This is a genomic window from Ruegeria sp. AB9 (genome assembly GCF_056542585.1).
The window spans coordinates 120,463-141,498 of sequence record NZ_JBQGAA010000007.1 but is presented as its reverse complement, the minus strand read 5'-3'; the positions used below and the strand labels follow the sequence as shown (position 1 = coordinate 141,498).

Here is a 21,036-nt window from a genome sequence, read left to right as displayed (position 1 = left end):
CACCCTATGGCCTGCATGTGATAGTGCGGGTCATTTTTTTGGGGTCGATTACCGAAAGACCCATGGACCGGGCTGAAGAGCGCAAGCTGTCCATCAGTACGTTCTGGCCCGGTGGCGGGGTCTCGGAATTGCGTGCCAACAGAGCAATGTCGCGATTTGCATTGGGAATGGAGAGTGGGCGCAGCTTCACCTCATCGCGGTAAATCCCCTGCCTGCGAGCATAAAGATCCGGCAACACAGCAACACCAACACCCGAGGCCGCCATCAGGACAATGGAATCAAGCGTCGTGCCTTCATATTCATCCGAGACAACACCACCGCATTCCGCCGCCAACGCATAGACGATGCGCGACAGACGGTGGCTTTGATCGAGGGTCAGGAACAACCGATTTTGCAGGTCTGCGGCACTGACACCCTGCAGGTCCTGCGCCAGTACATCATCAACAGCCACAGCAATCCACAGAGTTTCGTTGAACAACCGATGTTGCACGGTATTGGGGTGGTCCTCGGGCGTCGACAGGATCAGATCAAATCGACCGGATTTCAGGCCCTGCTCCAGATCCAATGTGTTTTCCTCACGCACGACAATGCGCAATCCGGGGCGGAGGCGGTGCACCTCTTTAATCGCTTGCGGCAACAGATAAGGCCCGATCGAAGGCAAAACACCCAGTCGCAACCTTCCTCCGACAGGCATATCGTTCGACATGGCGTGGCGCAGGTCCTTGACCTCTGCGAGTATCTTTTGCGCACGTGAGATGAACTCTTCGCCCTTCGTCGTCACCTGAATTCCGCCACGGTTGCGATCAAAAATACGAATGCCAAGCTCCTGTTCTACCGTTGCAATTTGCGCTGACAGGCTGGGCTGACTGACATTCAGAACCTCGGCAGCCAAACTGAACCGCCCTAGGCGGCCGACTGTGACGACGTATTCCAACTGGCGCAAGGTTGGGCGCATTTCATAGCCTGAAACTAATTTAAATTAAGAAAGATAGTATTGGGCGAAGCTATTTTTTTAAGGCACCTACCCCCGAAGCGAGGGATCAGGAGTAAAATATGCCCGGAGTAATCGAGACGCTGTCCAGCAACCTGCTTGTGCCAACCATATTGTTTTTTGCTCTCGGGCTTCTGGCGGCCTTTGTGCGCAGCGATCTGTCGATCCCGGCGGGCGCGGCCAAGTTCATGTCGCTCTATTTGCTGCTGGCCATCGGGTTCAAAGGCGGTGCCAGTCTGGCCGCGCATGGCATTCACCTGCAATTGTTCCTGACTCTGCTGAGCGGTGTGGCCCTGTCCTTTGCGATTCCCTTCGTGGCCTTTGGCCTGCTGAGGGTTATGACACGGCTGGATGCGCTGAACGCGGCAGCGGTGGCGGGGCATTACGGATCAATCTCGATCGTTACCTTCGTCACTGCCACCAGCCTTCTGGACCTTGTAGGAATGACCCATGACGGGTTCATGGTGGCCGTAGCAGCAGCAATGGAAGTGCCCGCAATTCTGTCGGCGCTGTGGCTTGCACACAAGACCGGCGGCAACGGCGTAAAGGATGACAAGCTGTGGAGAGACCTACTGGCCAACGGCTCGATTGTGCTGCTCAGCGGTGCATTCCTGATCGGAGCCATCACAGGTGGCAAAGGCATGCAGATGATCGCATCCTTCATCGTCGCGCCCTTCACCGGCATCCTCTGCCTGTTCCTGCTGGATATGGGCCTGTCGGCGGGCCGCAGCCTGATCAGCAACCGAGACAAGCTGTCGGTTGGCCTGTTCGCCTTTGGCGTCTTGATGCCCCTGATCGGTGCGATGATGGCTTGGACCGTGGGTGTCATGATCGGCTTGTCAAAGGGTAGCCTGTTCCTGTTCATGGTGCTGTCGGCTTCGGCCTCATACATAGCGGTGCCCGCAGCCATGAAAATCGCACTGCCGAAGGCCGAGGCCGGAATCTATCTGACTCTGTCGCTGGGCGTTTCGTTTCCGTTCAACATCACGATCGGACTGCCGATGTACCTGTGGTGGGTCAGTTGACGAGCAAAACTGCTTCGACCCGACGGTTCAGATCGCGCCCTTGCGGTGTTGCGTTCGACGTAAGAGGAGACAGGTAGCCAACACCCTGAGCTTCAATCCGGTCGGGTGCCACGCCATGTGCATCAATCAGGCGGGTTCGTACTGCGGCAGCCCGGTTTTTACTGACCGCAATATTTGCCTGCAAAGCACCGGTATCGTCGGTGTGCCCCACCAGGGCCAACCGCGCACTCGGGTTGTCGGACAGGTATCCGGCCAGCAGGTTCAGCGAGTCAAACGGACCCTCGCCCAGCGCAACCTCGCCCGTCGGAAAATGCAGATCATCCAGAATCACATGGCCCGTTGCCGCCAAAGTCTCCAGCAACCCGACCGTACCTTCCACGGCTTGCTCGACCACAACCGGATCCGGGTCCGGCGCATCTTGGGGTGTCACCCGGATCATCTGTACATAGCCGTCCGGGGGGTTGCGGCTGACCAGCAGACTAAGGGCAACAGGCCCCTTGGTCGCCGACAAAAATCGGTAATCCTGAATGGCGACATACATGTCCGGGGTTGGCACCACTTCGGTGCCAAAGCGGAAGTCGAAACCGCCACAAGCCCGCGCGTCGCATTCGAACAGGATCTGGTAACCCTGTGCCTCGATCTGATCCCGCAGCGGGGCGAGAAGCTGCAAAGTCGTGCTCGACCCTGCCTGAAGCCGCCACGTATAGCGTTCTACCCGCCCTTCGAGAGTGTCAGAGGGCACGGAGCCATTCGAATAAGGCCCTGTTGGCAGGTCATAGCTGTCGAGTGGCGAGGTCCGGTCGCTGATTTGGCGGGCGCTGGCCGGTAGGGTCAGGTCCTGCGCCACAACCGGTCCTGTCATCAGCAGGGATATAAGGGCAGCAGCGCGGATCATCGAAACTGCGCGTGGTATTCTTCGTTGGGCACCATCGCTGTTGCGCTGGCCACCCGGTTTGACATGTTGAAAAACCCGGCGACATTGGCAATGTCCCAGATGTCGCGGTCGGAAAAGCCTACATCGCGCAGGCGCTGGCGGTCGGGCTCCTCGATCTCGGCGCTGGCGGTGGTCATCTTCGCAGCAAAGTCCAGCATCGCCCGCTGGCGGGGCTCCAGAGGGGCCACGCGATAGTTCATCACCAGCATCTCACCTAGTTGCGGGTTGTCCGAAAGCTGACGAACCGCCGCCCCATGCGCGACCAGGCAGTAGAAGCACTTGTTGATCGCCGAGACGACCACAGCGATCATTTCACGTTCCAGCTTGGTCAGCCCGCTGTCAGCCAGCATCAGATCGTTGTACATCGCCGTGAAGGTGTTCAGCTTGTCTATGTCGAATGCGTTGGCTTTCAGCACGTTCGGCACCATACCCAGTTTTTCGACACAGATATCAAAGTATTTCTGCGTTTCCGGTGGCAACGGATCGACCATAGGCAGGTTCAGCGCGGTAGGCATGTCTTTTTGTGTCACGGCGACCTCTTCAGTTCAGACAAGGTGACGGTAATGGTATTCGCCTGCGATCTCCATCCCGAGGGCGCGATAAAGACCATTGGCGCCTTCATTGGCCTTGGTGCAGATCACGCTGAGATTTTGCGCACCGTGATCCCGCGCCCAGAGCGCCGCCGCGCGCATGGTCCAGTGGCCTAACCCCTGACGACGGTTCTCGGGCAATACTTCGAGCGCATGGACCATTGCGACATCCCCATGCATCGCCACAAAAGCCACGCCGCTGGGTTTATCATTGTGACGCAACAAAAAGCCTGTCTTAGGACCTTTGGCACGTTCCATCACCGCCAGCCGCTCTGGCCCGATACCGCCTGTGACCCAGATTTCGCGCATGATCTCAAGCGGTTCCCAGATCGAAAACACCATGACCGGCGGAATCGGCTGATCGGTCAGCCGCGAGACAGGGCAGACGTAAATGTTGACCGGGTCAAGAATGTCGTATCCCCGTTGGGCCAGCTTGGCATCCAGAGCTTCGTCCCCGGGTCGAAGGCAGAAGATGCGTTTTTGCCCCATGGCCAGCATTGCAGCCTCAGCTTCGTCAATATCCGCTTCACCGGCCGGTCCCAACGCACTGGCCGCAGACACACGCGACCCTCCGCCCTGGCCTTCGCGCAGTTGAAACGGGCCAAGCGTCTGATAGCGTGCGGCGGGCCACGTGCCATCAACAATATCCGCCCAGTTGAGGCTCAAAGCTCAAGCTCTTTCGCCAGGCGGGTTGTGGCGGCGTCAATGCGCACACCATCGGTCCCGCGTACAACCACGTTGGCCCCGAACGCACCATTGATCTGAAAAGGGTAACAACCGATGGACAAGTCACTAAAATCCTCAGCCAGTGCAGACAGGATTGCGGCAATGTCGCCCTCACCACGATCCACGCGCAAGGTTTGCGACAGAAGCGGGCTGCCTCCGGTCAGCTTTGGCAGGATGCTGGCCACCATCGCCTGAAAAACCGAAGGAACTCCAGCCATTACATGCACGTTCGCAAGGGTGAACCCTGGTGCCGTTGAGACCGGGTTGTCGATCAGCGCTGCACCATCTGGAATGCGCGCCATACGCAGGCGGGCGGCGTTCAGTTCCAGTCCGGACTTGTCATAATGCGCCTGCAACAACGCGCGCGCGTCGTCGCGGACGTTAATCGGAGTGTCGAAGGCGCGGGCAATGCAATCGGCGGTGATATCGTCATGGGTGGGGCCGATGCCACCGCTGGTAAAGACGTTATCATAGGTGTCAGACAGCGCTTTGACGGCCGCTTCGATGGCCGAGGCGTCATCGCTGACGATGCGGACCTCTTTCAGGTCGATGCCATGCTTGGTCAGCTCCTGCGCCAGAAAGTGCATATTCGCATCACGGGTGCGACCCGACAGGATTTCATCCCCGATCACCAGCATCGCTGCGGTTGGATTGGCCATGGCGCTCTCCCCTCTTGATCGTCCGTAGGGGCAGGTATAGGCCCTGAACCATGCGATTTGAAACCCCTCTTGTCCCCGCCCGCCTGATCCGCCGCTACAAACGCTTTCTGGCCGATTGCACGCTGGAAGACGGACGCGAGGTGACGGCCCATTGCGCCAATCCGGGATCGATGATGGGGCTGGCAGAACCGGGCGAGAAGATCTGGCTGGAGCCCAATGACGATCCCAAGAAAAAGCTGAAATACGGGTGGCGGCTGGTGGATCACGAGAACGGGCATTTTACCGGCGTCGATACATCGGTGCCGAACAAGGCCCTGCGAGCGGCGTTGGAAGCGCGCGCGGTACCCGAACTGGCCGAGTATGAAACGGTTCGGGCCGAAGTCATATATGGCGAAAACAGCCGCATCGACTTCCTGCTGACACAACCCGGCCTGCCGGATGCTTATGTCGAGGTCAAAAGCGCGACACTCTCACGCCAACCCGGACTGGCCGAGTTTCCCGACAGCGTCACGGCTCGCGGGACAAAGCATCTGGGCGAGCTGGCGGCCATGGCGGAACAGGGACACCAGGCGATCATGCTGTATCTGGTTCAGCGGACCGATTGTGATCGGTTCGCGTTGGCGGAAGATATTGATCCCACCTATGCGGCGGCATTCGAGGCCGCTCAGGCAAAGGGCGTCGAGCGTTTGGTATATGGGACACGGATTTCGCCGGAAGGGGTTACTTTGAACAACGCATTTCACCAACAAGCTTAAGCTGCGCACATTTCTCGCAGCAACTGCGCAACCCTGACAACCGTTAGTGTCTGAGCTTCTTCGACTACGGGCACGCACCAATCCAAGTGCAAATAGCATTTGCAACTGCCAGAATTCCGCCTCCGATGGTCGCAACGAGTGATTGTATGAACGTTAACGCAGCTAAGGTGGAAGTCCCAACAAAACTTGCCAGAGCTAAGACAGGCCCCGACGTCAATGTGAGGTTTACAAGGCCTGCTGCGCCAACGGCCACGATTATGGCGGCGACCGCCCAGGCAGCTACCGTACAGGCCGCGCAGGAAAAACTTGGTAGGTTTTTGGCGGACAGCGGCATATTGGCCTGCAGAATTTCTTGTGCCTCCGTCAAAAGGGGATCAACACGATTCCGGAAAACTTCATTGAATTCTCCAATTGTATAATCAGGGATACACATTCCAACGCTATTCATTGTTGAACTTGGGTTATCCAATAATCTGGCTCTGAATTCTTCGTCCAGCACGGCGGCTTCGACAACATTCGCGAATAATTCGCGATTCACGTGATAGGCCATTGCATTCTCCAAATTTGCTTTGATCTATACTGATACCCTAGCAAAAACGAGGGCCTTTGAGAACGGCTATGGAACCTCCGGCTGCGGGCATGGAGAACCTGCCGCCTTGATCTGTTGAAAAAAAGTTGTACTTGACCCGGCAAGCGACCTGCGATCCTGCACCCTCTGGTACTTTCTGCACAAGCAGCGTAAAAGGAATGCTGCGCGCAACATTTGGAGCTTAGCGTCGATGAAAGAGCATCGTGGCCGCCTGACAAAGGACGGCATTCGCATCTATGAACAAAGCGACTTCGCCGGGATGCACGCGGCGGGGGCTTTGGCGGCGCGGATTCTGGATGATATTGCCGAGCACGTGTTTCCCGGTCAGACCACGGGTGCACTTGACGGGCTGATCACGCAGATGGTCGAAGACGCCGGTGCGACCTCGGCCACCATTGGTTACAAGGGTTATCAGCATGCCAGCTGCATTAGCGTGAATCACGTTGTCTGCCATGGTATTCCCGGTGAGAAAAAGCTGAAGGATGGCGACATCCTGAATATCGACGTCACCGTCATCGTGGATGGCTGGTTCGGCGATACGTCGCGCATGTACGTGGCGGGCAAACTGCCGCGTAAAGCCGAACGTTTGATTCAGGTGACCCATGACGCGCTGTTCAAGGGCATCGAGATGGTCAAGCCCGGTAACACCTTCGGCGACATCGGTCACGCCATTCAGGCCTATGTCGAAGCGCATCGCATGAGCGTTGTGCGTGATTTCTGCGGTCATGGTCTGGGCCGCGTGTTTCACGCGCCACCCAATGTGCTGCATTATGGCCGTCCGGGTACAGGTGCCGTTCTGGAAGAGGGTATGTTCTTTACCATCGAGCCTATGGTCAATCTGGGCCGCCCAGAAACCAAGACTCTGGCTGATGACTGGACTGCCGTGACCCGCGACAAATCGCTGTCGGCTCAGTTCGAGCATTCGGTGGGCGTAACGACAGATGGGGTCGAAATCTTTACCCTGTCACCCGGTGGCAAATATCACCCGACTTATTCGTCCTGATCAGCGGCCTGTTCGCGCAGGAGTTTCAGCAGCATCGTTTCAGCCCCCCACGGCGTAACCGCGTCGTGGATGAAGACCGGCGCGCGCATGGGTTTGCGCTCTGGGCCGGTTGAGGCTTCGGTATCGCTGGAAAACGTCCAGACAAGGGGTGTCAGCGTGCGGTCCATGCCTGCACCCTAACACAGCTGTGGGTCAAAGTCCCAACAACCCCTGCGCCTGTGACATGTCCGTGATCACTTCGGCCCCCAGATCAGCCAGCTTTTCTCCGCCGCCGTGTGGCGCATAAGCCAAACACCGCATGCCCGCCCGGATCGCAGCCGTGACACCGTTATGACTGTCTTCGATCACCACCGGTGTCGTTGCGCCAAAACGCTCGGCTGCCAGTTGGAACATCTTTGGATCCGGCTTGCCTGTCCCCAGCACATGGGCCGAGAACATCACGTCTTTAAACCGGTCCCAAAGCCCGTTCTGACCCAGTGTGATCTTCATCTTGTCCGGGCTACCGTTCGACGCGACGCAAAAAGGGATGTCCTTTTGTTCCAGTCTTTCCAGAAGGTCTGCGATACCGGACACCAATGGCACCCCTGCGCGCAGGCGGTCGTAGGTTTCAGTATAGACCTGATCTATCCAGCCTTCGGGCAGTTCAGCGCCCATCGCGCGGGCCTTGTCGCGCACGTCAACCATGGTTCCGCCCACAAACAGGGACATGCATTCAGGTAGAGTCAGATGCAGGTCGTAACCTTCCAGATTGTCCACCAGCACCTGGTTCGAAATCACCTCGCTGTCCACCAGAACACCGTCGCAATCAAAGATCACCAGGTCGTGCATTGTGAGCCTCCGCTTAGCCTGAGGCACGAAGTATCCAAGGCTTGTTTCAAACGCAAATCAGGGCACAGCGGCAAACCGCGCAGAGTGCTTCAGTTTGAAACACCTTTCCACATCAATGCGATGTGGGTGTCGCCATATTTGCGGCTGTCTTGCAGCACGAAGCCTGCGGGAGCCTGCATTGGGGCGTTTTCTTCCCAAACCAACAGTGCATCATCCACGATCCAGCCATTGACCAACCCGGCGACGGCTTTTTGACCCATGGATTTCCCGTAAGGCGGGTCCAAAAAGACCAGATCATAAGGCGCGCCCGGATTGCCACCCAACCGGGTTGCGTCGCGGCGGATCAGATCGGTGCGACCAGCGCTGCGGGTCAGGTCGATATTCTTGCGGATCAATCCCTGAGCCACACGCCCGTCGTCAACGAACGTCACATGTGCCGCACCCCGCGACAGCGCCTCAAGCCCGAGCGCCCCGGTTCCCGCGAACAGGTCCAACACACGCAAACCGTCAAAGTCGATCTGGTGGGTCAGCACATTGAACAGACTTTCACGCACGCGGTCAGTGGTGGGACGCAGATATGCGCCTGCATCACCCTTACCCACCGAGGCCAGGGCGCGACCCCGGAATTCTCCGGCAATGATCCTCACGCCTTGAGCAGCGGTTTCAGGTCCGCGTTCGGGTCTGCCACAACCTCGGGGTCAGCTGTCTTGCCCATTTCGATCAAGCGCTTGCCGACCATGTATGCACGCGGATCATTCATCGCATCCACTGCAATCAGCGTGTCGCCCTTGTAGTACCAGAAAGACACGGTCTGACCCTCGCCCTTTCGGGTCACCACGCGGTCGTGTCCGGTGTTCAGACCCGCGATCTGAAGCTTGACGTCGTACTGGTCCGACCAGAACCAAGGGGTTGCCACATAATCCTTGGCTGCACCCAGCATGTTCTGGGCCACGATCTCAGCCTGATCGATCGCGTTCGGGACGCTTTCCAGACGGATGCGACCTTCGCCATGCGGGAAAGAGGCGCAATCGCCGGCCGCCCAGATAGCCGGGTCAGATGTGCGGCCATGGGCGTCGGTTTTGATGCCGTTATCCAGTTCAAGCCCCGCCATCTCGGCCAGTTGGGTCGCGGGTGCGATACCAACACCAACCACGACGAAATCAACGTCCAGCTCGGTGCCGTCCGTAAGCACAGCCCCCGTAACCGTGCCGCTTTCGCCGATCAGACGCTCCAACCCAACGCCTTCGCGAATGTCAGCGCCGTAGTCGCTGTGTAACGCGCGGAAATAATCACTCGTCTCGGGGGCCGCGACCCGTTGCAGGATGCGGTCTGCCATCTCGACCAGTGTCACCCTGACACCGCGCTTGGCGCAGACGGCTGCGGCTTCGAGCCCGATATAGCCGCCGCCCACGATCAGCGCGCGGGCACCTTCGGTTACTTTGGGCTCCATATCGTCGATATGGGCCAGATCGCGCACCACGTGCACGCCGTCCAGATCACCTCCGATGGCAGCGGGTAACCGGCGCGGGTCCGATCCGGTGGTCAACGCCAGTTCGTCATACGAGATGACCTCATCACCCAGAGTGACCGTTTTGGCCTTGGGGTCGATACCGGTCACGCGCTGCCCCAGGCGCACGTTGATGTTGTTGTCGGCATAGAAGCTTTCGGGCCGCAGGAACAGGCGCTCCAGCTCCATCTCACCCAACAGATAGGCCTTGGACAAGGGCGGCCGCTGGTAGGGCAAATGCGGTTCGGCCCCGATCAGTGTAATCTCTCCTTCGAACCCGTCTTTGCGCAAACGCGCCACCAAAGACGCGCCCGCCTGCCCTGCGCCAATCACGACAATATGGCTCATGTTTTGCCCACCCTGCAGTTTTCCCGTGGTCACTCTGTTTCGACCACCTATATTGCGGCTAAGCCCAATTCTGCAAATCCAAATGACAGGAGCTAAAAAATGATTTCAACAGGAGACACCCTACCCGAAGCCACACTGATCCAGATGGGGGCGGAAGGGCCGGAAGAAGTTCGGATTTCAGACAAGACCAAAGGGCGCAAAGTTGTTATTTTCGCAGTGCCCGGGGCCTATACCGGCACGTGTACCACGGCACATGTGCCAAGCTTCATGCGTACGAAAAAACAATTCGACGACAAGGGCGTGGAAGAGATCATGTGTTTGTCGGTCAACGACCCGTTCGTAATGCAGGCCTGGGGTGAATCCACCGGCGCGACCGCAGCAGGATTGACCATGGTGTCAGACGCGGCGTCAGAGTTCACCAAGGCCATCGGCATGGATTTCGACGCTCCTCCTGTGGGCCTGATCGCACGTTCCAAACGGTATGCGATGCTGGTCGAGGACGGTAAGGTCACCGCGCTGAACCTGGAAGAAAACCCCGGCACCTGTGAAATTTCGGCAGGTGAAGGTCTGCTGGAGGTGATCTGAATTTTGCTGGCCCCGGTCTGCCCGGGGCCACAAGGTCTCAATTTAACTTGATGCACCGCCCCAATACGCGAATACTCCACGTATAACTTGGGGAGGTTTTCATGAAACTTAAGGTATTTTCACTCATCCTGGTCGGCGGGGGTCTTGTTGCGGCCTGCGGACCGGCACCGACCCCTCAGCAACAAGCCGCACGGCAGCACGAGATTGCGTGCCTTGGCGGAACACTGGGCGGTGCGTTGATCGGCGGTGCAATCGGCAACCAGTTTGGTGGCGGGTCGGGCAAGACCATTCTGACCGCGGCTGGCGCTGCCGCTGGTGGTTTTGAAGGTCAAAGATACGCGTGCTGAGGAGATTGGGTATGAAACGGGCAATTCTCGTAATCGCAGCTGCATTTCTCGCGACGGCATCAAACGCAGAAAGCGTGGCCGAACTGCATGAAAAAGAGCTGAACACAATCGACGCGAATAACGACGGATTCCTGTCCAGGGACGAGTTCGACGCTTTTTCAGACTATGCGTTTCAGACCATGGACGAAGACAAGAACGGCACACTGGGTCAGGACGAAGCCAAGCCGTTTCTGGACATAAAGCAGTTCCAGAACGTTGATCGGAACAAGGACGGTTTTGTTTCAAGAGCGGAATATGATGCGCAGATGGGCGAAGATTTTGATTCGGCAGATCGGAATGAAAACGGCCAGCTGGACTAGGCCTGCCATAGACAGGAGCCTGGCATGAACAAATGGATCGGTTTAGGCGCTTTGGCACTGGCTGCGGGCTGCGATGTTCCGCAAGCTCCCGTTGTGACGGGATCGGACGGGCAGGCCCGCATTCAGATCAACCTGTCCGGCCTGACCTGTTATGACAACAAATGTCTGGACATCAACCCGGCTGCACGCAGTGTCCGCCAGATCGGGAACAAAACCACGGGTATACCAAGATCCATTGACGTCGGTGACGGAACCGTAACACCCACAGAGTTCAGGCAGATGGGCACTGCCGCATCCCTTGCCGGTGGCGAAGGTTCAGGTAACGATCGCTAGCAAAGACTGTCCATCTTTCGGGCCAGCTTGGCGTCTAGCGCTGACAGGCCGCCCACGTCATGAGTGGACAGAACAACCTCGACCGTGCGGTAGACATTGGACCATTCGGGATGGTGGTTCCATTTCTCGGCCCAGATCGCCACTTGCGTCATCCAGCCAAAAGCATGCACGAAGTTGTCGAAAATGAAAGTCTTGGTGATCGCGTCGCGACCTTCGACCATGGTCCAGCCGTTTTTGAACAGCGGATCCAGCAGCGGGCCACGGGTCTCGGTCGACAAAAGTTCAGTCATTGCTGTTCCTCCGGGTTCGATTTCCTGAACGGACCGTAATCCGTCAGAATCTCGATCTCTTCTCCCACTGCGCGGCCTTCGGCGTCCAGATATTTTTTGACCGCATCGGCAAAACCCGGATCGCCAACCCAGTGCAAGCTATACGTGCGCGTCGGCAAATAGCCTCGCGCCAGCTTGTGTTCGCCCTGAGCGCCGGCCTCGACACGGGCCAGACCGTGGGCAATGGCAAAGTCTATCGCCCTATAATAGCACAGTTCGAAATGCAGGCAGGCATGATGTTCTATGCAACCCCAATACCGACCAAATAGAGTTTCTCGGCCAATAAAGTTCAACGCGCCCGCGATGGCACAGCCGTCCCGTTCAGCCAAAACCAAGGCCATGTCATCTGCCATAGTCTCTTGCGCGATGTCAAAAAACTGGCGCGTCAGATAGGGTGAACCCCACTTTCGCGCCCCGGTATCCTGATAGAACCGCCAGAACGTGTCCCAGTGTTCCGGGCGCAGGTCATCGCCTGTAAGTGTGTGGATTTCGCCCCCGAAGCCGCAGGCCTGCGCCCGTTCCTTGCGGATGTTTTTACGCTTGCGCGACGACAGGGACATGAGGAACCCATCGAAATCAGCATAGCCGCCATTCAACCAGTGAAACTGTTGCGAGCTGCGCAGCATCAGACCCATCTGTTCACCGGTCAATGCTTCCTCTTCGGTACAAAAGGTCGCGTGAACCGACGAGACCTGATTGTCAGCCGCCAGTTGCACTGCACCCTGTACCAGAGCGGACATTCCGATCCTTTCATACCCTGGGCGCACCAGAAAACGCCGCCCGGTAGCGGGTGTGAACGGCACCGCAATTTGCAGTTTGGGATAATACCGCCCGCCCGCGCTTTCGTAGGCATGGGCCCAGCTGTGGTCGAAGATATACTCACCCTGACTGTGCGATTTGGCATACATCGGGGCTGCCGCTATCAGGATTCCGTCAAGAAAGGCCGTCAGGTATTGCGGCTGCCAACCCGTGCCGCGCCCAACCGAACCGCTTTCCTCGAGTGCCAGCAAAAAGCGATGTGTGGTAAAGGGATCAAGAGGTCGTCCGCCATCATCAGTTTCGGGGCAGGCGCAGGCATCCCACTCGGCCGCAGAAATTTGCGACAGGGCACCCAGTACCTGAATTTCGATTTGTGCCTGATCCATATGTCCTCCACGCCAGCCCTTTATCTGTGACGGCGGCGTCAAGGTTCAAGCTGAATGCGCTGCCAGATATCCTTCGAAGGTCACATTGTCGGCAACCTTGCGAGCCTCCGCCTCCTGTTCAGGCGTTCGAACCGTCCAGCACAGGATCGGCACGCCTTGCGCTTTCAACTCGGCCACGCGTGCGCGGGACAGGTCAGCGGCTTCATGGCTGATGAAACCGGCCTCGACACGATCGAAATCGGGAATATCACGCAAGTGATCACAGATATCTTGCGGTAAAAGCTCGACGCTGGGCTCATAGGCGCAGGTTGTGAGACCGCGCGGCAGATGCGGCGCTAGCCGTGCTAGTTCAGCGACTGAGTTGGGGTTGAAGGACATCAAGGCCACCGGCCCTTCGTAGTCCTGCAATGCGCGCACGGTGTCGCGCTCCAGGGCGCCGATATTTGTGCCCATCACCCCGTCCTGATCTTTCAGCTCAATCAGCAACGGCACTTGGCCCGCGACTATTTCCAACACATCATCCAGCGTTGGAATGCCATCCTCGCCATACAGAAGGGTCGCACCGGATGCTGCGACCGCCGACACCTGCCGGATCGGCCCGGGCTGACCAGTCAAGCGCGCCATGTCATAATCATGGAACACCATGGCCCGGTCGTCCGAAGTCAGCTGAAGATCAATCTCGATCCCGTATCCGGCATCAATGGCAGCGCGAATGGCCGCCCGGCTGTTTTCCGGGCGGTTATCCGATATGTCATGCAGAGCCCGATGAGCAATCGGGGCCTGCAGAAACGCGGCTGGCAACGCTGGTATCATTCGACCTCGAATATGCCTTCGATTTCAACTGCCACGCCCAATGGCAGTGACGCCGCACTGACAGCGGAACGCGAATGACGACCAGCGTCGCCCAGCGCTTCGACCAGGAAGTCGGACGCGCCGTTGATCACCTGCGGCTGTGCCGTGAAATCTGCGGTCGAGTTCACAAAGCCAGTCAGCTTGATCACACGCACCAGTTTATCAATATCACCACCACATGCTGCTTTGACTTGTGCCAGCAGATTGATGGCGCAGACGCGCGCCGCAGCAGCTCCGGCTTCGACATCCATATCATCACCCAACTTACCGGTGATCAGTTCATCTGTTTTCGATATCTGACCGGACACATACACGATATTACCCACACGCACGAAAGGCACATAGTTGGCCGCTGGTGCAGGTGCGTCGCCTAGCGTGACACCGAGGCTTTCCAGTTTTGCAGCGATGCTCATTGAGAGGGTCCTTCCCTAATTGACTCTGCCGGACGCTATCCGGGAAGTACGGTCGGGGAAAGACGGAATACGGCAATTTCCGGCTTGCGCGCGGCCTGAGCATATCTTTACTTATTATGACTTGTAGATACTCAATCACTTTACCCGGACCTAACGGACAGGTTACACGCAAGGTGTTTCATTTGAGACCAGAAAAGACTATGTGACAAAAACTTGTGCCACACCAGCGTGTAAGTATTGGTGATTTGTGATTGTGAGCCCGACAGAACAGGTGCCGGGCCTTTGGGAGAAGCAAAGATCGTGTCGAGCAGATTTCGCCTGAAACACATTGTTGTACTATCACTCATGGCCGTTCTGTCCGCTTGCGCAACCACGCCTCCGGAGGAAACCTCGCGCAGCGAAGTGTTTGACCCTTACGAAAACACGAACCGGGGAATTCATAAGTTTAATCTGGGCGTTGACCGGTTCCTGTTCCGACCTGCCTCTAAAGGTTACGTGCAAATCGTTCCTGATCCTATGGTCACCAGTTTCAGCACTTTCGCTGAAAACATCTCGCTGCCCGGACAAGCGGTCGACTACCTGCTTCAGGGCAACCCGAAACAGATGGGCAATGCGCTGCTACGCTTCGTGATCAACATGACCGTAGGCGGCTTTGGCCTGTCCGCGCCTGCGGATGAGCTTAACCTGCCGCCCGTTGACACTGATTTCGGCGAGACTTTGCACGTCTGGGGGGTTGGTGAAGGCGCATATATTGAATTGCCTTTCTACGGCCCATCGACACAAAGGGATGCTATCGGAGTCGTGATCAACCTGTTCTCGAACCCGATCAACTTCAGCCCGACCCGCCCCGTCGACAACCTTGGCGTCTACGCCGAAGTCGTGCGTCGCATGGGTGATCGGGGTCGGTTCTCGGACACCGTGGACTCGATACTCTACGAAAGTGCCGACAGTTATGCACAGGCACGCCTGATCTATCTGCAGAACCGTCGCTTTGAACTGGCAAGAGATGACGAAGACGCCTATCTGGATTTGTATTCTGACCCCTACGCCGAAACCGGGACAGACCCGGTCAGGGACCCCTATCTAGACCCCTACGAGGACCCCTATGCTGAATAACGAGTTGAACCGCCGTCACTTTATCGCAGCTGGTCTGGCTTTGGCCGTGGTGCCGAAAACCGCGTTTGCCCAGACCGAGGCAGCCGCCAAGGCACTGGTCAATAGCGTGGTCACCGAAATCAACCGGGTTATCGCGTCGGGTAAGTCGGAAAACGCGATGTTGCGCGACTTTGAGAAGATCTTTGTGCAATATGCAGACGTTCCGATCATGGCGCGCTATGCCCTCGGCGCAGATGCCCGAACGGCCTCGCCTTCCCAGCTTAAGCAATTCACCAAGGCGTTTCAGAGCTATATCTCGCGCAAATATGGTCGTCGTTTCCGTGAATTCATCGGCGGTGAAGTAAATGTGCGCAATGCCCGCAAGATCAAGGCCGGATATGAAGTACGCACATTGGTCAAACTGCGCGGCTCAGCCCCGTTTGACGTGACTTTCCTTGTGTCGGACAAGTCGGGACGCGATAAGTTCTACAACATGTTCATCGAAGGTGTGAATCTGTTGCTGACCGAACGTACCGAAATCGGCGCGATGCTGGATGCCCGCAAAGGCAACCTGAACCAGTTGATCAAAGACCTGAAAAAGACAGGCTAATCCGGTCCATGCGTACCTGAGCGTTGAAAAACGTCTTGGACAATAGTGGGGCAGAGTCGTCTGCCCTCTTTTGTAGGGTTCACCGGGTTTTAAGGTCAAGATCACGGTGTGTAGCTGCGCACCAATGCCCCCGCGATCAAAGCCCATCCGTCTGCGATCACAAAAAACGCCAGCTTGAATGGCAAAGACACAATGGCCGGTGGCACCATCATCATGCCCATCGACATCAATACAGCAGCCACGACAAGATCGATGATCAAAAACGGCAGGAAAATCAGAAACCCGATCTGAAACGCGCGCGTGATTTCCGACAGCATGAAAGATGGCATCAAAACTGACAACGGTGCCTGTGCCGACAGCTCCATTGCCTCGCCGCCAGGCCGCAAAGCTGCCATGGAGTAGAACGTGTTTGCATCCAACCGGGCCGCCATGAAGGCACGAAACGGCTCTAACGCGCGCTCCATCGCCGGTTCCACCTCCATCGTTTCGTCCATCATCGGACGTATCCCTGTGGCCCATGCTTCGGAAAACACCGGGTCCATGATGAAATAGGTCAGGAACAGCGCCAGACTGACCAGCAACATATTAGGCGGAGATTGTTGCAGGCCAATCCCTTGCCGCAGGATTGAAAGAACAGTGATCAGGAACGGAAAGCAGGTGATCATGATCGCCAGCCCCGGAGCAATGCTCAGCACTGTGATCAGCAAAATCAGCTGGATTGTCCGGGCGGAAATCGACCCGCCCTCGCCCAAAGACAAGGTCAAGTCCTGGGCTGCGGCCAGTGAGGGCATCAACACGACCACCAAAGCCAGCCAGATCACATAGCGCATCAACCGATTCCATTTTGCAAATCCGCAATCTCGGTCAGGCGCACTGAAAGTTGCCCCGCCTGATCGCCTTCCATTTCCTCCAGCAACCCGCGTGCGACCAACTGATCCCCAACATAAAGATCAACTGGGTCTTCGATGCGCTTATCCAAGGTCAGCACTGCATTTTCCCCCATGTTCAACAAATCGCGGATCAGTGGGCGCGCGCGACCAACTGAAACGGTCACTTCAATCGGGACCGAATCGAACGGGTTGGGTTTTTCCGATTTCGGAATCTGGGTGTCATTCATTGGACAAAGCCTCTCTTGCCTCAAAGACATAAGCGTCAAAGATCTGTGCGATTGCGATCAGCAAAGCGTTGCAATCCACTTCGCGGCGACTTGTGCCAACCTGAAGGCGGGCCTGACCGGGCTCCAACTCAGTGAATTCGACAACCTGAGGGGTGGAGTGCAAGTCTTGCGGCAACAGCGCCGATACATCCTCGGCGCATCCCGGCGGCACCATAATCTGCATCGGCTGCCCCGCCTGAGAACGCGCCATCTCGCAGAGTTGTTCGACAAGACGGGCAGCCAAGCCGCGTTCGACCATCTCAGGCAGAACGGTCTGAACAAGGCTGGAAAACATGGGCTCCAGAGACAGCGTCATCCGGGCGATCGCTTCGTGATAGGTGAAAGACATATCCTCAAGCGACCTGGCCAGTTCGGTCGATACCTGGCCGCGGCTTTGTTCCTGCGCCTGAGAAGCATCTTCCCAACCCGCCCCATAACCGTCTTCAAAAGCAGCGAGGCGTTGTTCTTCCAGCGCGTCCTCATCCAGAAGCAGGACAGGTCCCGTACCGGTCTGAGTGGTGAAATCCTCAAGCAGATGGGCAATCGACATCACACCCGCTCCTCGCCTTCTTCAAGCCAGCTGCGCAGGATCTCGACAGTCTCTTCCTGCTTGTCACCGATCATTGCTCGCAATCGATCGACAGGATCTTCCGTGACATTTGAGCCGAGTACCGGAACACTGCCCTCCACGGGCAGCGTCGCGAACTCTTCCGGTTCATCCGGCGCTACTTCACCAGTCAGAGCCAATGGGCCTGAATTCGCCCCATCCCCGGCAGCCAGCAACGCAGATGTCGATGTTGGCTTCGTCAGAATTGGACGGATCACGAACAGTGCCAACACCAGCGAAACCAAGGCCAGCACAACCATCTGTATCAAGGACATGGCGTCCAGATGGGTGTTTTGCCAGAGTGATGACGACACCAGCGTACCCTGAGGTTCAACCGAGGGTAAATCCAGAGATTTCAGCGTGATAACATCCCCGCGCGTCGCATCGTACCCGACTGCCGAAGCCACAAGTTCTTCAAGCGCAGTCAGTTCCTCCCGGGGCAAAGGTGTAAATGTCTCGGAACCGGACGCATCCACCGATCTTGTCCCGTTGACCAGAACTGCAACCGTCAGGCGTTTGATCGCGCCAGGTGCCGTATGCACTTCCAGTTCAGTCTCGGAGACTTCGTAGTTCACCCGCTCACGTGTCTGGGTGGCGGTCGAGTTGGATTCGTCCCCGCTGGCCCCGTCACCATCCGGCAAATTCGACGCCACCGTGACATCCGATGACTGATTTCGGGCGCTGTCCGAACGTTCTTCGACATCCGTGCTGATCGCCACACGACCCTTGGGATCAAAGCGCCGCTCGCGAATGGATTCCGTCTTGGTTTCGGTATCCACACTGACCTCGACCACCGCATTACCAGTACCGACACGTGCCTCGACCAGACGCAAAACACGTTCTCGCAACTGACGCGATTTGTCGTCGGCAGTGTCGGCGGCCACAGCGGTATCCTGCCCACCAATCACGGTTCCGTTCGAATCAATCACCGTTACATGTTCGGGCGTCAGTCCGCTGACAGCCGAGGCAACAAGGAAGCGGATGGCCTTGGCCTGATCGCCGGTAACTTCGGCCCCGGACGGCACGAGATAAACCGAAGCCGTTGGTGCCACGCTGCGCTGAAACGGGTTGGCGGATCCGTTCGCAATATGGACACGCGCCTGACTCACATGCGGACTACCGACAATAGTCCGTGCCAGTTCACCCTCTTTTGCACGCCAATAAGCAGCATCGAACATCTGAGATGTGGTACCAAACCCGCTTAAAGAATCGAGCAGTTCGTACCCCTTGTTACCGTTTGCAGGCAGGCCCTCGCTGGCCAGGGTCATTCGCAATTCGTCGCGCTGCGCGCTGGATACGTAGATCGATCCGCCCCGGATTTCATATTTGACGCCACGCTGGTCTAACGCACGTACGATATCTCCGGCGGCCCCATTTTCCAGACCCGCATAAAGCAGGGTCATAGACGGTGCAGTCACAAGGCGCGACATCCCGAGAATTCCCAGAAAGACCAGCACAACCGCACCAGCGACGATGAATTGTTTACGCTTGTCCAAACTAGCCCAGACAGTTCCAATCTGCTGCACGCTCACCTCCGACTCACCGGCATTCTGCCCGACGCACACCCTGTTTGGACGATTGCCCTTAACAATCGGTTAGCCCCTGCAAGGTTATGACAGGGTCAGAACGAATGAATGAGGACGTCATGACCGACGCAACCGAAGAGCAGGTGGAAGCCACCGAAAAAAAAGGAAAAAAAGGAATAGTCATTGGATTTCTTCTCGCGATTGGCGGGGCTGCGGGTGGGTATTTCCTGACCTCTTTCGGAGTGATTCCGTTAGGTGGAAAAGCTGCAATCGAGGCCGATAAAGACGTGACGAAAGAAGGACCAGCCAAAGGGCTGGCCGATGTCGGATTCATTGATCTACCGCCGGTCGTCGTATCAGTGAATTCCGGCGGGCCGCGGCATTTGAAGTTTCACGCACAGCTCGAAGTTAACGCGCCGTACATAGCTGATGTGGAAAAAATGCAGCCACGAATCATGGATGTCCTGAACGGATATCTGCGGGCCGTAGAGTTGAAGGACCTCGAGGATTCCCTGGCATTGATGCGCATCCGGGGGCACCTGCTGCGACGAATTGGAATTGTCGTTGGTGAAGGGCGCGTTCGCGATGTTCTGGTGATGGAATTTGTACTGAGTTAGGAGGCGGAATTGGAGTTGATTGCAGATATATTGCTGGTCGCCGGTGCGTTGGGCGCGGGTCTCTATTGCTTTGTGCTGTCGCGTCGTCTCAGGCGGTTTACCGATCTTGAAAGGGGCGTCGGTGGCGCAGTAGCCGTGCTGTCAACCCAAGCAGAAGAGCTGAAGAAGTCGTTGGAAAGCGCGCGGAGTGCTTCTGATCAATCAGGGGATCAGCTTAAGGCACTGACGCAGAAGGCTGAAACCGTGGCACAGCGCTTGGAACTCATGATGGCGTCGATGCACGATGTTGTGCCCAACAAAGAATCGGCAGCTCCGGATATTGCAGATTCATCCTCAGACGAATCTCAGCCTGCAGAGGAGAAGGCGGTCGAGCAGGCGGAAAAAGCGGAACCGACCGAAGCTGTTGAGAGTGCGGCGCGTTCCAATGCACCGGAGGGCCTGATGTTCTTCCGGCACGACCGCAAACAGGGCGAGGCTCAGGGATGAGTCCTGCTCGGAATGAAAAACGCCTCTCACGTCCGCGCGACGGTGTCCTTGCGGTTATCTCATTGCTATTGATTGGCTCGGCCGTCATCCGCGTCGGTTTGGAGGCGGGACCTGCCCTCGCCAAACCGGCGCCTCCCGAAGCCTTGCAAAGCAAGTCTGATGAGGCCGACGCACGCGACGTTCAGGTTGTGCTTACAGAGCTTCTGCGTCGGGAAAAACGCGTCAGACAGCAAGAAGACGCATTGCGCGAACAGGAAAAAGCACTGGAGATCGCAGCTCAGGCCATAGAAACGCGTCTGACGGCCCTACAGGGCGCAGAAGACTCCCTACGCGCCACACTGGCGGTAGCGGACAAGGCGGCAGAAAACGATCTGACGCGTCTGACTGATGTCTACCAGAACATGAAACCAAAGGACGCGGCCGCATTGTTTGAAACCATGGACCCGACCTTTGCCGCAGGGTTCTTGTCCCGCATGCCGGTGGATGCAGCGGCTGGGGTATTGGCGGGCCTCAGTCCCGAGGCGGCCTATACGATCAGCGTCGTTATAGCGGGCCGCAATGCTGCGGCCCCTCAGGAATAGTCGCTCGTGTTTCCCAGTATTGCACAGAACTTACCTGGAG

General features: G+C 57.2%; 30 protein-coding genes. 12 read left to right on the top strand and 18 right to left on the bottom strand.

Annotated elements, in window-relative coordinates:
* Positions 1–4: 4 nt before the first annotated feature.
* A complete protein-coding gene (locus ACR0K5_RS15600; protein WP_480630573.1) occupies positions 5–955 on the bottom strand; it encodes a hydrogen peroxide-inducible genes activator in 951 nt (316 codons plus the stop codon).
* 98 nt (positions 956–1,053) lie between these two features.
* Between ACR0K5_RS15600 and ACR0K5_RS15595 the strand changes: the two genes are divergently transcribed.
* Entirely contained in the window at positions 1,054–2,016 is a 963-nt protein-coding gene (locus ACR0K5_RS15595; protein WP_480630572.1) for a sodium-dependent bicarbonate transport family permease, read from the top strand.
* Here the strand turns inward: ACR0K5_RS15595 and ACR0K5_RS15590 are convergent.
* The 4 genes from ACR0K5_RS15590 to ACR0K5_RS15575 are packed head-to-tail and all read right to left on the bottom strand — an operon-like array spanning position 2,009 to position 4,925.
* Positions 2,009–2,911, bottom strand: a complete 903-nt coding sequence (locus ACR0K5_RS15590) for an OmpA family protein (RefSeq protein WP_480630571.1) — start codon at positions 2,909–2,911, stop codon at positions 2,009–2,011. The genes ACR0K5_RS15595 and ACR0K5_RS15590 overlap by 8 nt on opposite strands.
* Positions 2,908–3,465 (bottom strand): peroxidase-related enzyme, encoded by a 558-nt coding sequence (locus ACR0K5_RS15585; protein WP_480630642.1) that lies wholly within the window; start codon positions 3,463–3,465, stop codon positions 2,908–2,910. Before ACR0K5_RS15585 ends, ACR0K5_RS15590 begins: the two co-directional genes overlap by 4 nt.
* A 30-nt stretch (positions 3,466–3,495) precedes the next feature.
* Entirely contained in the window at positions 3,496–4,206 is a 711-nt protein-coding gene (locus ACR0K5_RS15580) for a GNAT family N-acetyltransferase (RefSeq protein ID WP_480630570.1), read from the bottom strand.
* Entirely contained in the window at positions 4,203–4,925 is a 723-nt protein-coding gene (locus ACR0K5_RS15575) for a competence/damage-inducible protein A (RefSeq protein WP_480630569.1), read from the bottom strand. Before ACR0K5_RS15575 ends, ACR0K5_RS15580 begins: the two co-directional genes overlap by 4 nt.
* A 50-nt stretch (positions 4,926–4,975) precedes the next feature.
* Here ACR0K5_RS15575 and sfsA point away from each other — a divergent pair, with 50 nt between their 5' ends.
* Positions 4,976–5,680, top strand: a complete 705-nt coding sequence (gene sfsA / locus ACR0K5_RS15570) for a DNA/RNA nuclease SfsA (protein ID WP_480630568.1) — start codon at positions 4,976–4,978, stop codon at positions 5,678–5,680.
* A gap of 64 nt (positions 5,681–5,744) precedes the next feature.
* Here sfsA and ACR0K5_RS15565 read toward each other — a convergent pair whose 3' ends face one another.
* Positions 5,745–6,230 carry a hypothetical protein gene (locus tag ACR0K5_RS15565; RefSeq protein WP_480630567.1) on the bottom strand — a complete coding sequence of 162 codons (486 nt, stop codon included), beginning with the start codon at positions 6,228–6,230 and terminating at the stop codon, positions 5,745–5,747.
* Between the two features lie 229 nt (positions 6,231–6,459).
* On the opposite strand from ACR0K5_RS15565, the gene map reads away from it, so the two are divergent.
* Positions 6,460–7,272, top strand: a complete 813-nt coding sequence (gene map / locus ACR0K5_RS15560) for a type I methionyl aminopeptidase (protein WP_480630566.1) — start codon at positions 6,460–6,462, stop codon at positions 7,270–7,272.
* Here the strand turns inward: map and ACR0K5_RS15555 are convergent.
* The 4 genes from ACR0K5_RS15555 to ACR0K5_RS15540 form a co-directional block, all read right to left on the bottom strand.
* Positions 7,260–7,439, bottom strand: a complete 180-nt coding sequence (locus ACR0K5_RS15555; protein WP_480630565.1) for a hypothetical protein — start codon at positions 7,437–7,439, stop codon at positions 7,260–7,262. The genes map and ACR0K5_RS15555 overlap by 13 nt on opposite strands.
* A gap of 25 nt (positions 7,440–7,464) precedes the next feature.
* Positions 7,465–8,100, bottom strand: coding sequence for an HAD family hydrolase (locus ACR0K5_RS15550; protein WP_480630564.1), 636 nt, complete (start codon positions 8,098–8,100; stop codon positions 7,465–7,467).
* Positions 8,101–8,189: 89 nt separating this feature from the next.
* Positions 8,190–8,747 (bottom strand): 16S rRNA (guanine(966)-N(2))-methyltransferase RsmD, encoded by a 558-nt coding sequence (gene rsmD / locus ACR0K5_RS15545; RefSeq protein WP_480630563.1) that lies wholly within the window; start codon positions 8,745–8,747, stop codon positions 8,190–8,192.
* A complete protein-coding gene (locus ACR0K5_RS15540) occupies positions 8,744–9,955 on the bottom strand; it encodes an NAD(P)/FAD-dependent oxidoreductase (protein WP_480630562.1) in 1,212 nt (403 codons plus the stop codon). Before ACR0K5_RS15540 ends, rsmD begins: the two co-directional genes overlap by 4 nt.
* Positions 9,956–10,054: 99 nt before the next feature.
* Between ACR0K5_RS15540 and ACR0K5_RS15535 the strand changes: the two genes are divergently transcribed.
* From ACR0K5_RS15535 to ACR0K5_RS15520, 4 genes are all read left to right on the top strand, one after another.
* Positions 10,055–10,540 (top strand): redoxin family protein, encoded by a 486-nt coding sequence (locus ACR0K5_RS15535; protein ID WP_480630561.1) that lies wholly within the window; start codon positions 10,055–10,057, stop codon positions 10,538–10,540.
* 101 nt (positions 10,541–10,641) lie between these two features.
* Positions 10,642–10,887, top strand: coding sequence for a glycine zipper 2TM domain-containing protein (locus ACR0K5_RS15530; protein WP_480630560.1), 246 nt, complete (start codon positions 10,642–10,644; stop codon positions 10,885–10,887).
* 11 nt (positions 10,888–10,898) lie between these two features.
* Entirely contained in the window at positions 10,899–11,246 is a 348-nt protein-coding gene (locus tag ACR0K5_RS15525) for an EF-hand domain-containing protein (protein ID WP_480630559.1), read from the top strand.
* A gap of 24 nt (positions 11,247–11,270) precedes the next feature.
* The gene (locus tag ACR0K5_RS15520) at positions 11,271–11,579 is read left to right on the top strand and encodes a hypothetical protein (RefSeq protein ID WP_480630558.1); all 309 of its coding nucleotides are present in this window, start codon (positions 11,271–11,273) and stop codon (positions 11,577–11,579) included.
* On the opposite strand, the gene ACR0K5_RS15515 is transcribed toward ACR0K5_RS15520, so the two are convergent.
* Genes ACR0K5_RS15515 through ACR0K5_RS15500 form a run of 4 tightly spaced genes read right to left on the bottom strand, consistent with a single transcriptional unit; the run spans position 11,576 to position 14,318 of the window.
* The gene (locus tag ACR0K5_RS15515) at positions 11,576–11,869 is read right to left on the bottom strand and encodes a 4a-hydroxytetrahydrobiopterin dehydratase (protein WP_298851785.1); all 294 of its coding nucleotides are present in this window, start codon (positions 11,867–11,869) and stop codon (positions 11,576–11,578) included. The genes ACR0K5_RS15520 and ACR0K5_RS15515 overlap by 4 nt on opposite strands.
* Positions 11,866–13,053, bottom strand: a complete 1,188-nt coding sequence (locus ACR0K5_RS15510; RefSeq protein ID WP_480630557.1) for a GNAT family N-acetyltransferase — start codon at positions 13,051–13,053, stop codon at positions 11,866–11,868. The genes ACR0K5_RS15515 and ACR0K5_RS15510 overlap by 4 nt, the downstream gene beginning before the upstream one ends.
* A gap of 45 nt (positions 13,054–13,098) precedes the next feature.
* The gene (locus ACR0K5_RS15505) at positions 13,099–13,866 is read right to left on the bottom strand and encodes a glycerophosphodiester phosphodiesterase family protein (protein ID WP_480630556.1); all 768 of its coding nucleotides are present in this window, start codon (positions 13,864–13,866) and stop codon (positions 13,099–13,101) included.
* Positions 13,863–14,318 (bottom strand): RidA family protein, encoded by a 456-nt coding sequence (locus ACR0K5_RS15500; RefSeq protein ID WP_480630555.1) that lies wholly within the window; start codon positions 14,316–14,318, stop codon positions 13,863–13,865. The genes ACR0K5_RS15505 and ACR0K5_RS15500 overlap by 4 nt, the downstream gene beginning before the upstream one ends.
* 345 nt (positions 14,319–14,663) lie before the next feature.
* Between ACR0K5_RS15500 and ACR0K5_RS15495 the strand changes: the two genes are divergently transcribed.
* Together ACR0K5_RS15495 and ACR0K5_RS15490 are read left to right on the top strand one after the other, a co-directional pair.
* Positions 14,664–15,434, top strand: a complete 771-nt coding sequence (locus tag ACR0K5_RS15495) for an MlaA family lipoprotein (RefSeq protein ID WP_480630641.1) — start codon at positions 14,664–14,666, stop codon at positions 15,432–15,434.
* Complete coding sequence (locus ACR0K5_RS15490) at positions 15,424–16,023, top strand: MlaC/ttg2D family ABC transporter substrate-binding protein (protein WP_480630554.1); 600 nt, start codon at positions 15,424–15,426, stop codon at positions 16,021–16,023. The genes ACR0K5_RS15495 and ACR0K5_RS15490 overlap by 11 nt, the downstream gene beginning before the upstream one ends.
* A gap of 101 nt (positions 16,024–16,124) precedes the next feature.
* Here the strand turns inward: ACR0K5_RS15490 and fliP are convergent, their stop codons facing one another.
* From fliP to fliF, 4 genes are read right to left on the bottom strand one after another with little or no spacing between them, the layout of a single operon-like run.
* On the bottom strand, positions 16,125–16,853 hold the full coding sequence (gene fliP, locus ACR0K5_RS15485) for a flagellar type III secretion system pore protein FliP (RefSeq protein WP_480630553.1): 729 nt from the start codon (positions 16,851–16,853) through the stop codon (positions 16,125–16,127).
* Positions 16,853–17,140, bottom strand: coding sequence for a FliM/FliN family flagellar motor switch protein (locus ACR0K5_RS15480; protein WP_480630552.1), 288 nt, complete (start codon positions 17,138–17,140; stop codon positions 16,853–16,855). Before ACR0K5_RS15480 ends, fliP begins: the two co-directional genes overlap by 1 nt.
* Positions 17,133–17,729, bottom strand: a complete 597-nt coding sequence (locus tag ACR0K5_RS15475; RefSeq protein WP_480630551.1) for a FliH/SctL family protein — start codon at positions 17,727–17,729, stop codon at positions 17,133–17,135. Before ACR0K5_RS15475 ends, ACR0K5_RS15480 begins: the two co-directional genes overlap by 8 nt.
* Positions 17,729–19,312, bottom strand: a complete 1,584-nt coding sequence (gene fliF / locus ACR0K5_RS15470) for a flagellar basal-body MS-ring/collar protein FliF (RefSeq protein ID WP_480630550.1) — start codon at positions 19,310–19,312, stop codon at positions 17,729–17,731. Before fliF ends, ACR0K5_RS15475 begins: the two co-directional genes overlap by 1 nt.
* 119 nt (positions 19,313–19,431) lie before the next feature.
* Here fliF and ACR0K5_RS15465 point away from each other — a divergent pair, with 119 nt between their 5' ends.
* From ACR0K5_RS15465 to ACR0K5_RS15455, 3 genes are read left to right on the top strand one after another with little or no spacing between them, the layout of a single operon-like run.
* Positions 19,432–19,929: a flagellar basal body-associated FliL family protein gene (locus ACR0K5_RS15465; protein ID WP_480630549.1), complete on the top strand. Its 498-nt coding sequence runs from the start codon at positions 19,432–19,434 to the stop codon at positions 19,927–19,929.
* A 9-nt stretch (positions 19,930–19,938) separates the two neighbouring features.
* The gene (locus tag ACR0K5_RS15460; RefSeq protein WP_480630548.1) at positions 19,939–20,415 is read left to right on the top strand and encodes a hypothetical protein; all 477 of its coding nucleotides are present in this window, start codon (positions 19,939–19,941) and stop codon (positions 20,413–20,415) included.
* The gene (locus ACR0K5_RS15455) at positions 20,412–20,996 is read left to right on the top strand and encodes a MotE family protein (RefSeq protein ID WP_480630547.1); all 585 of its coding nucleotides are present in this window, start codon (positions 20,412–20,414) and stop codon (positions 20,994–20,996) included. Before ACR0K5_RS15460 ends, ACR0K5_RS15455 begins: the two co-directional genes overlap by 4 nt.
* Positions 20,997–21,036: the final 40 nt, after the last annotated feature.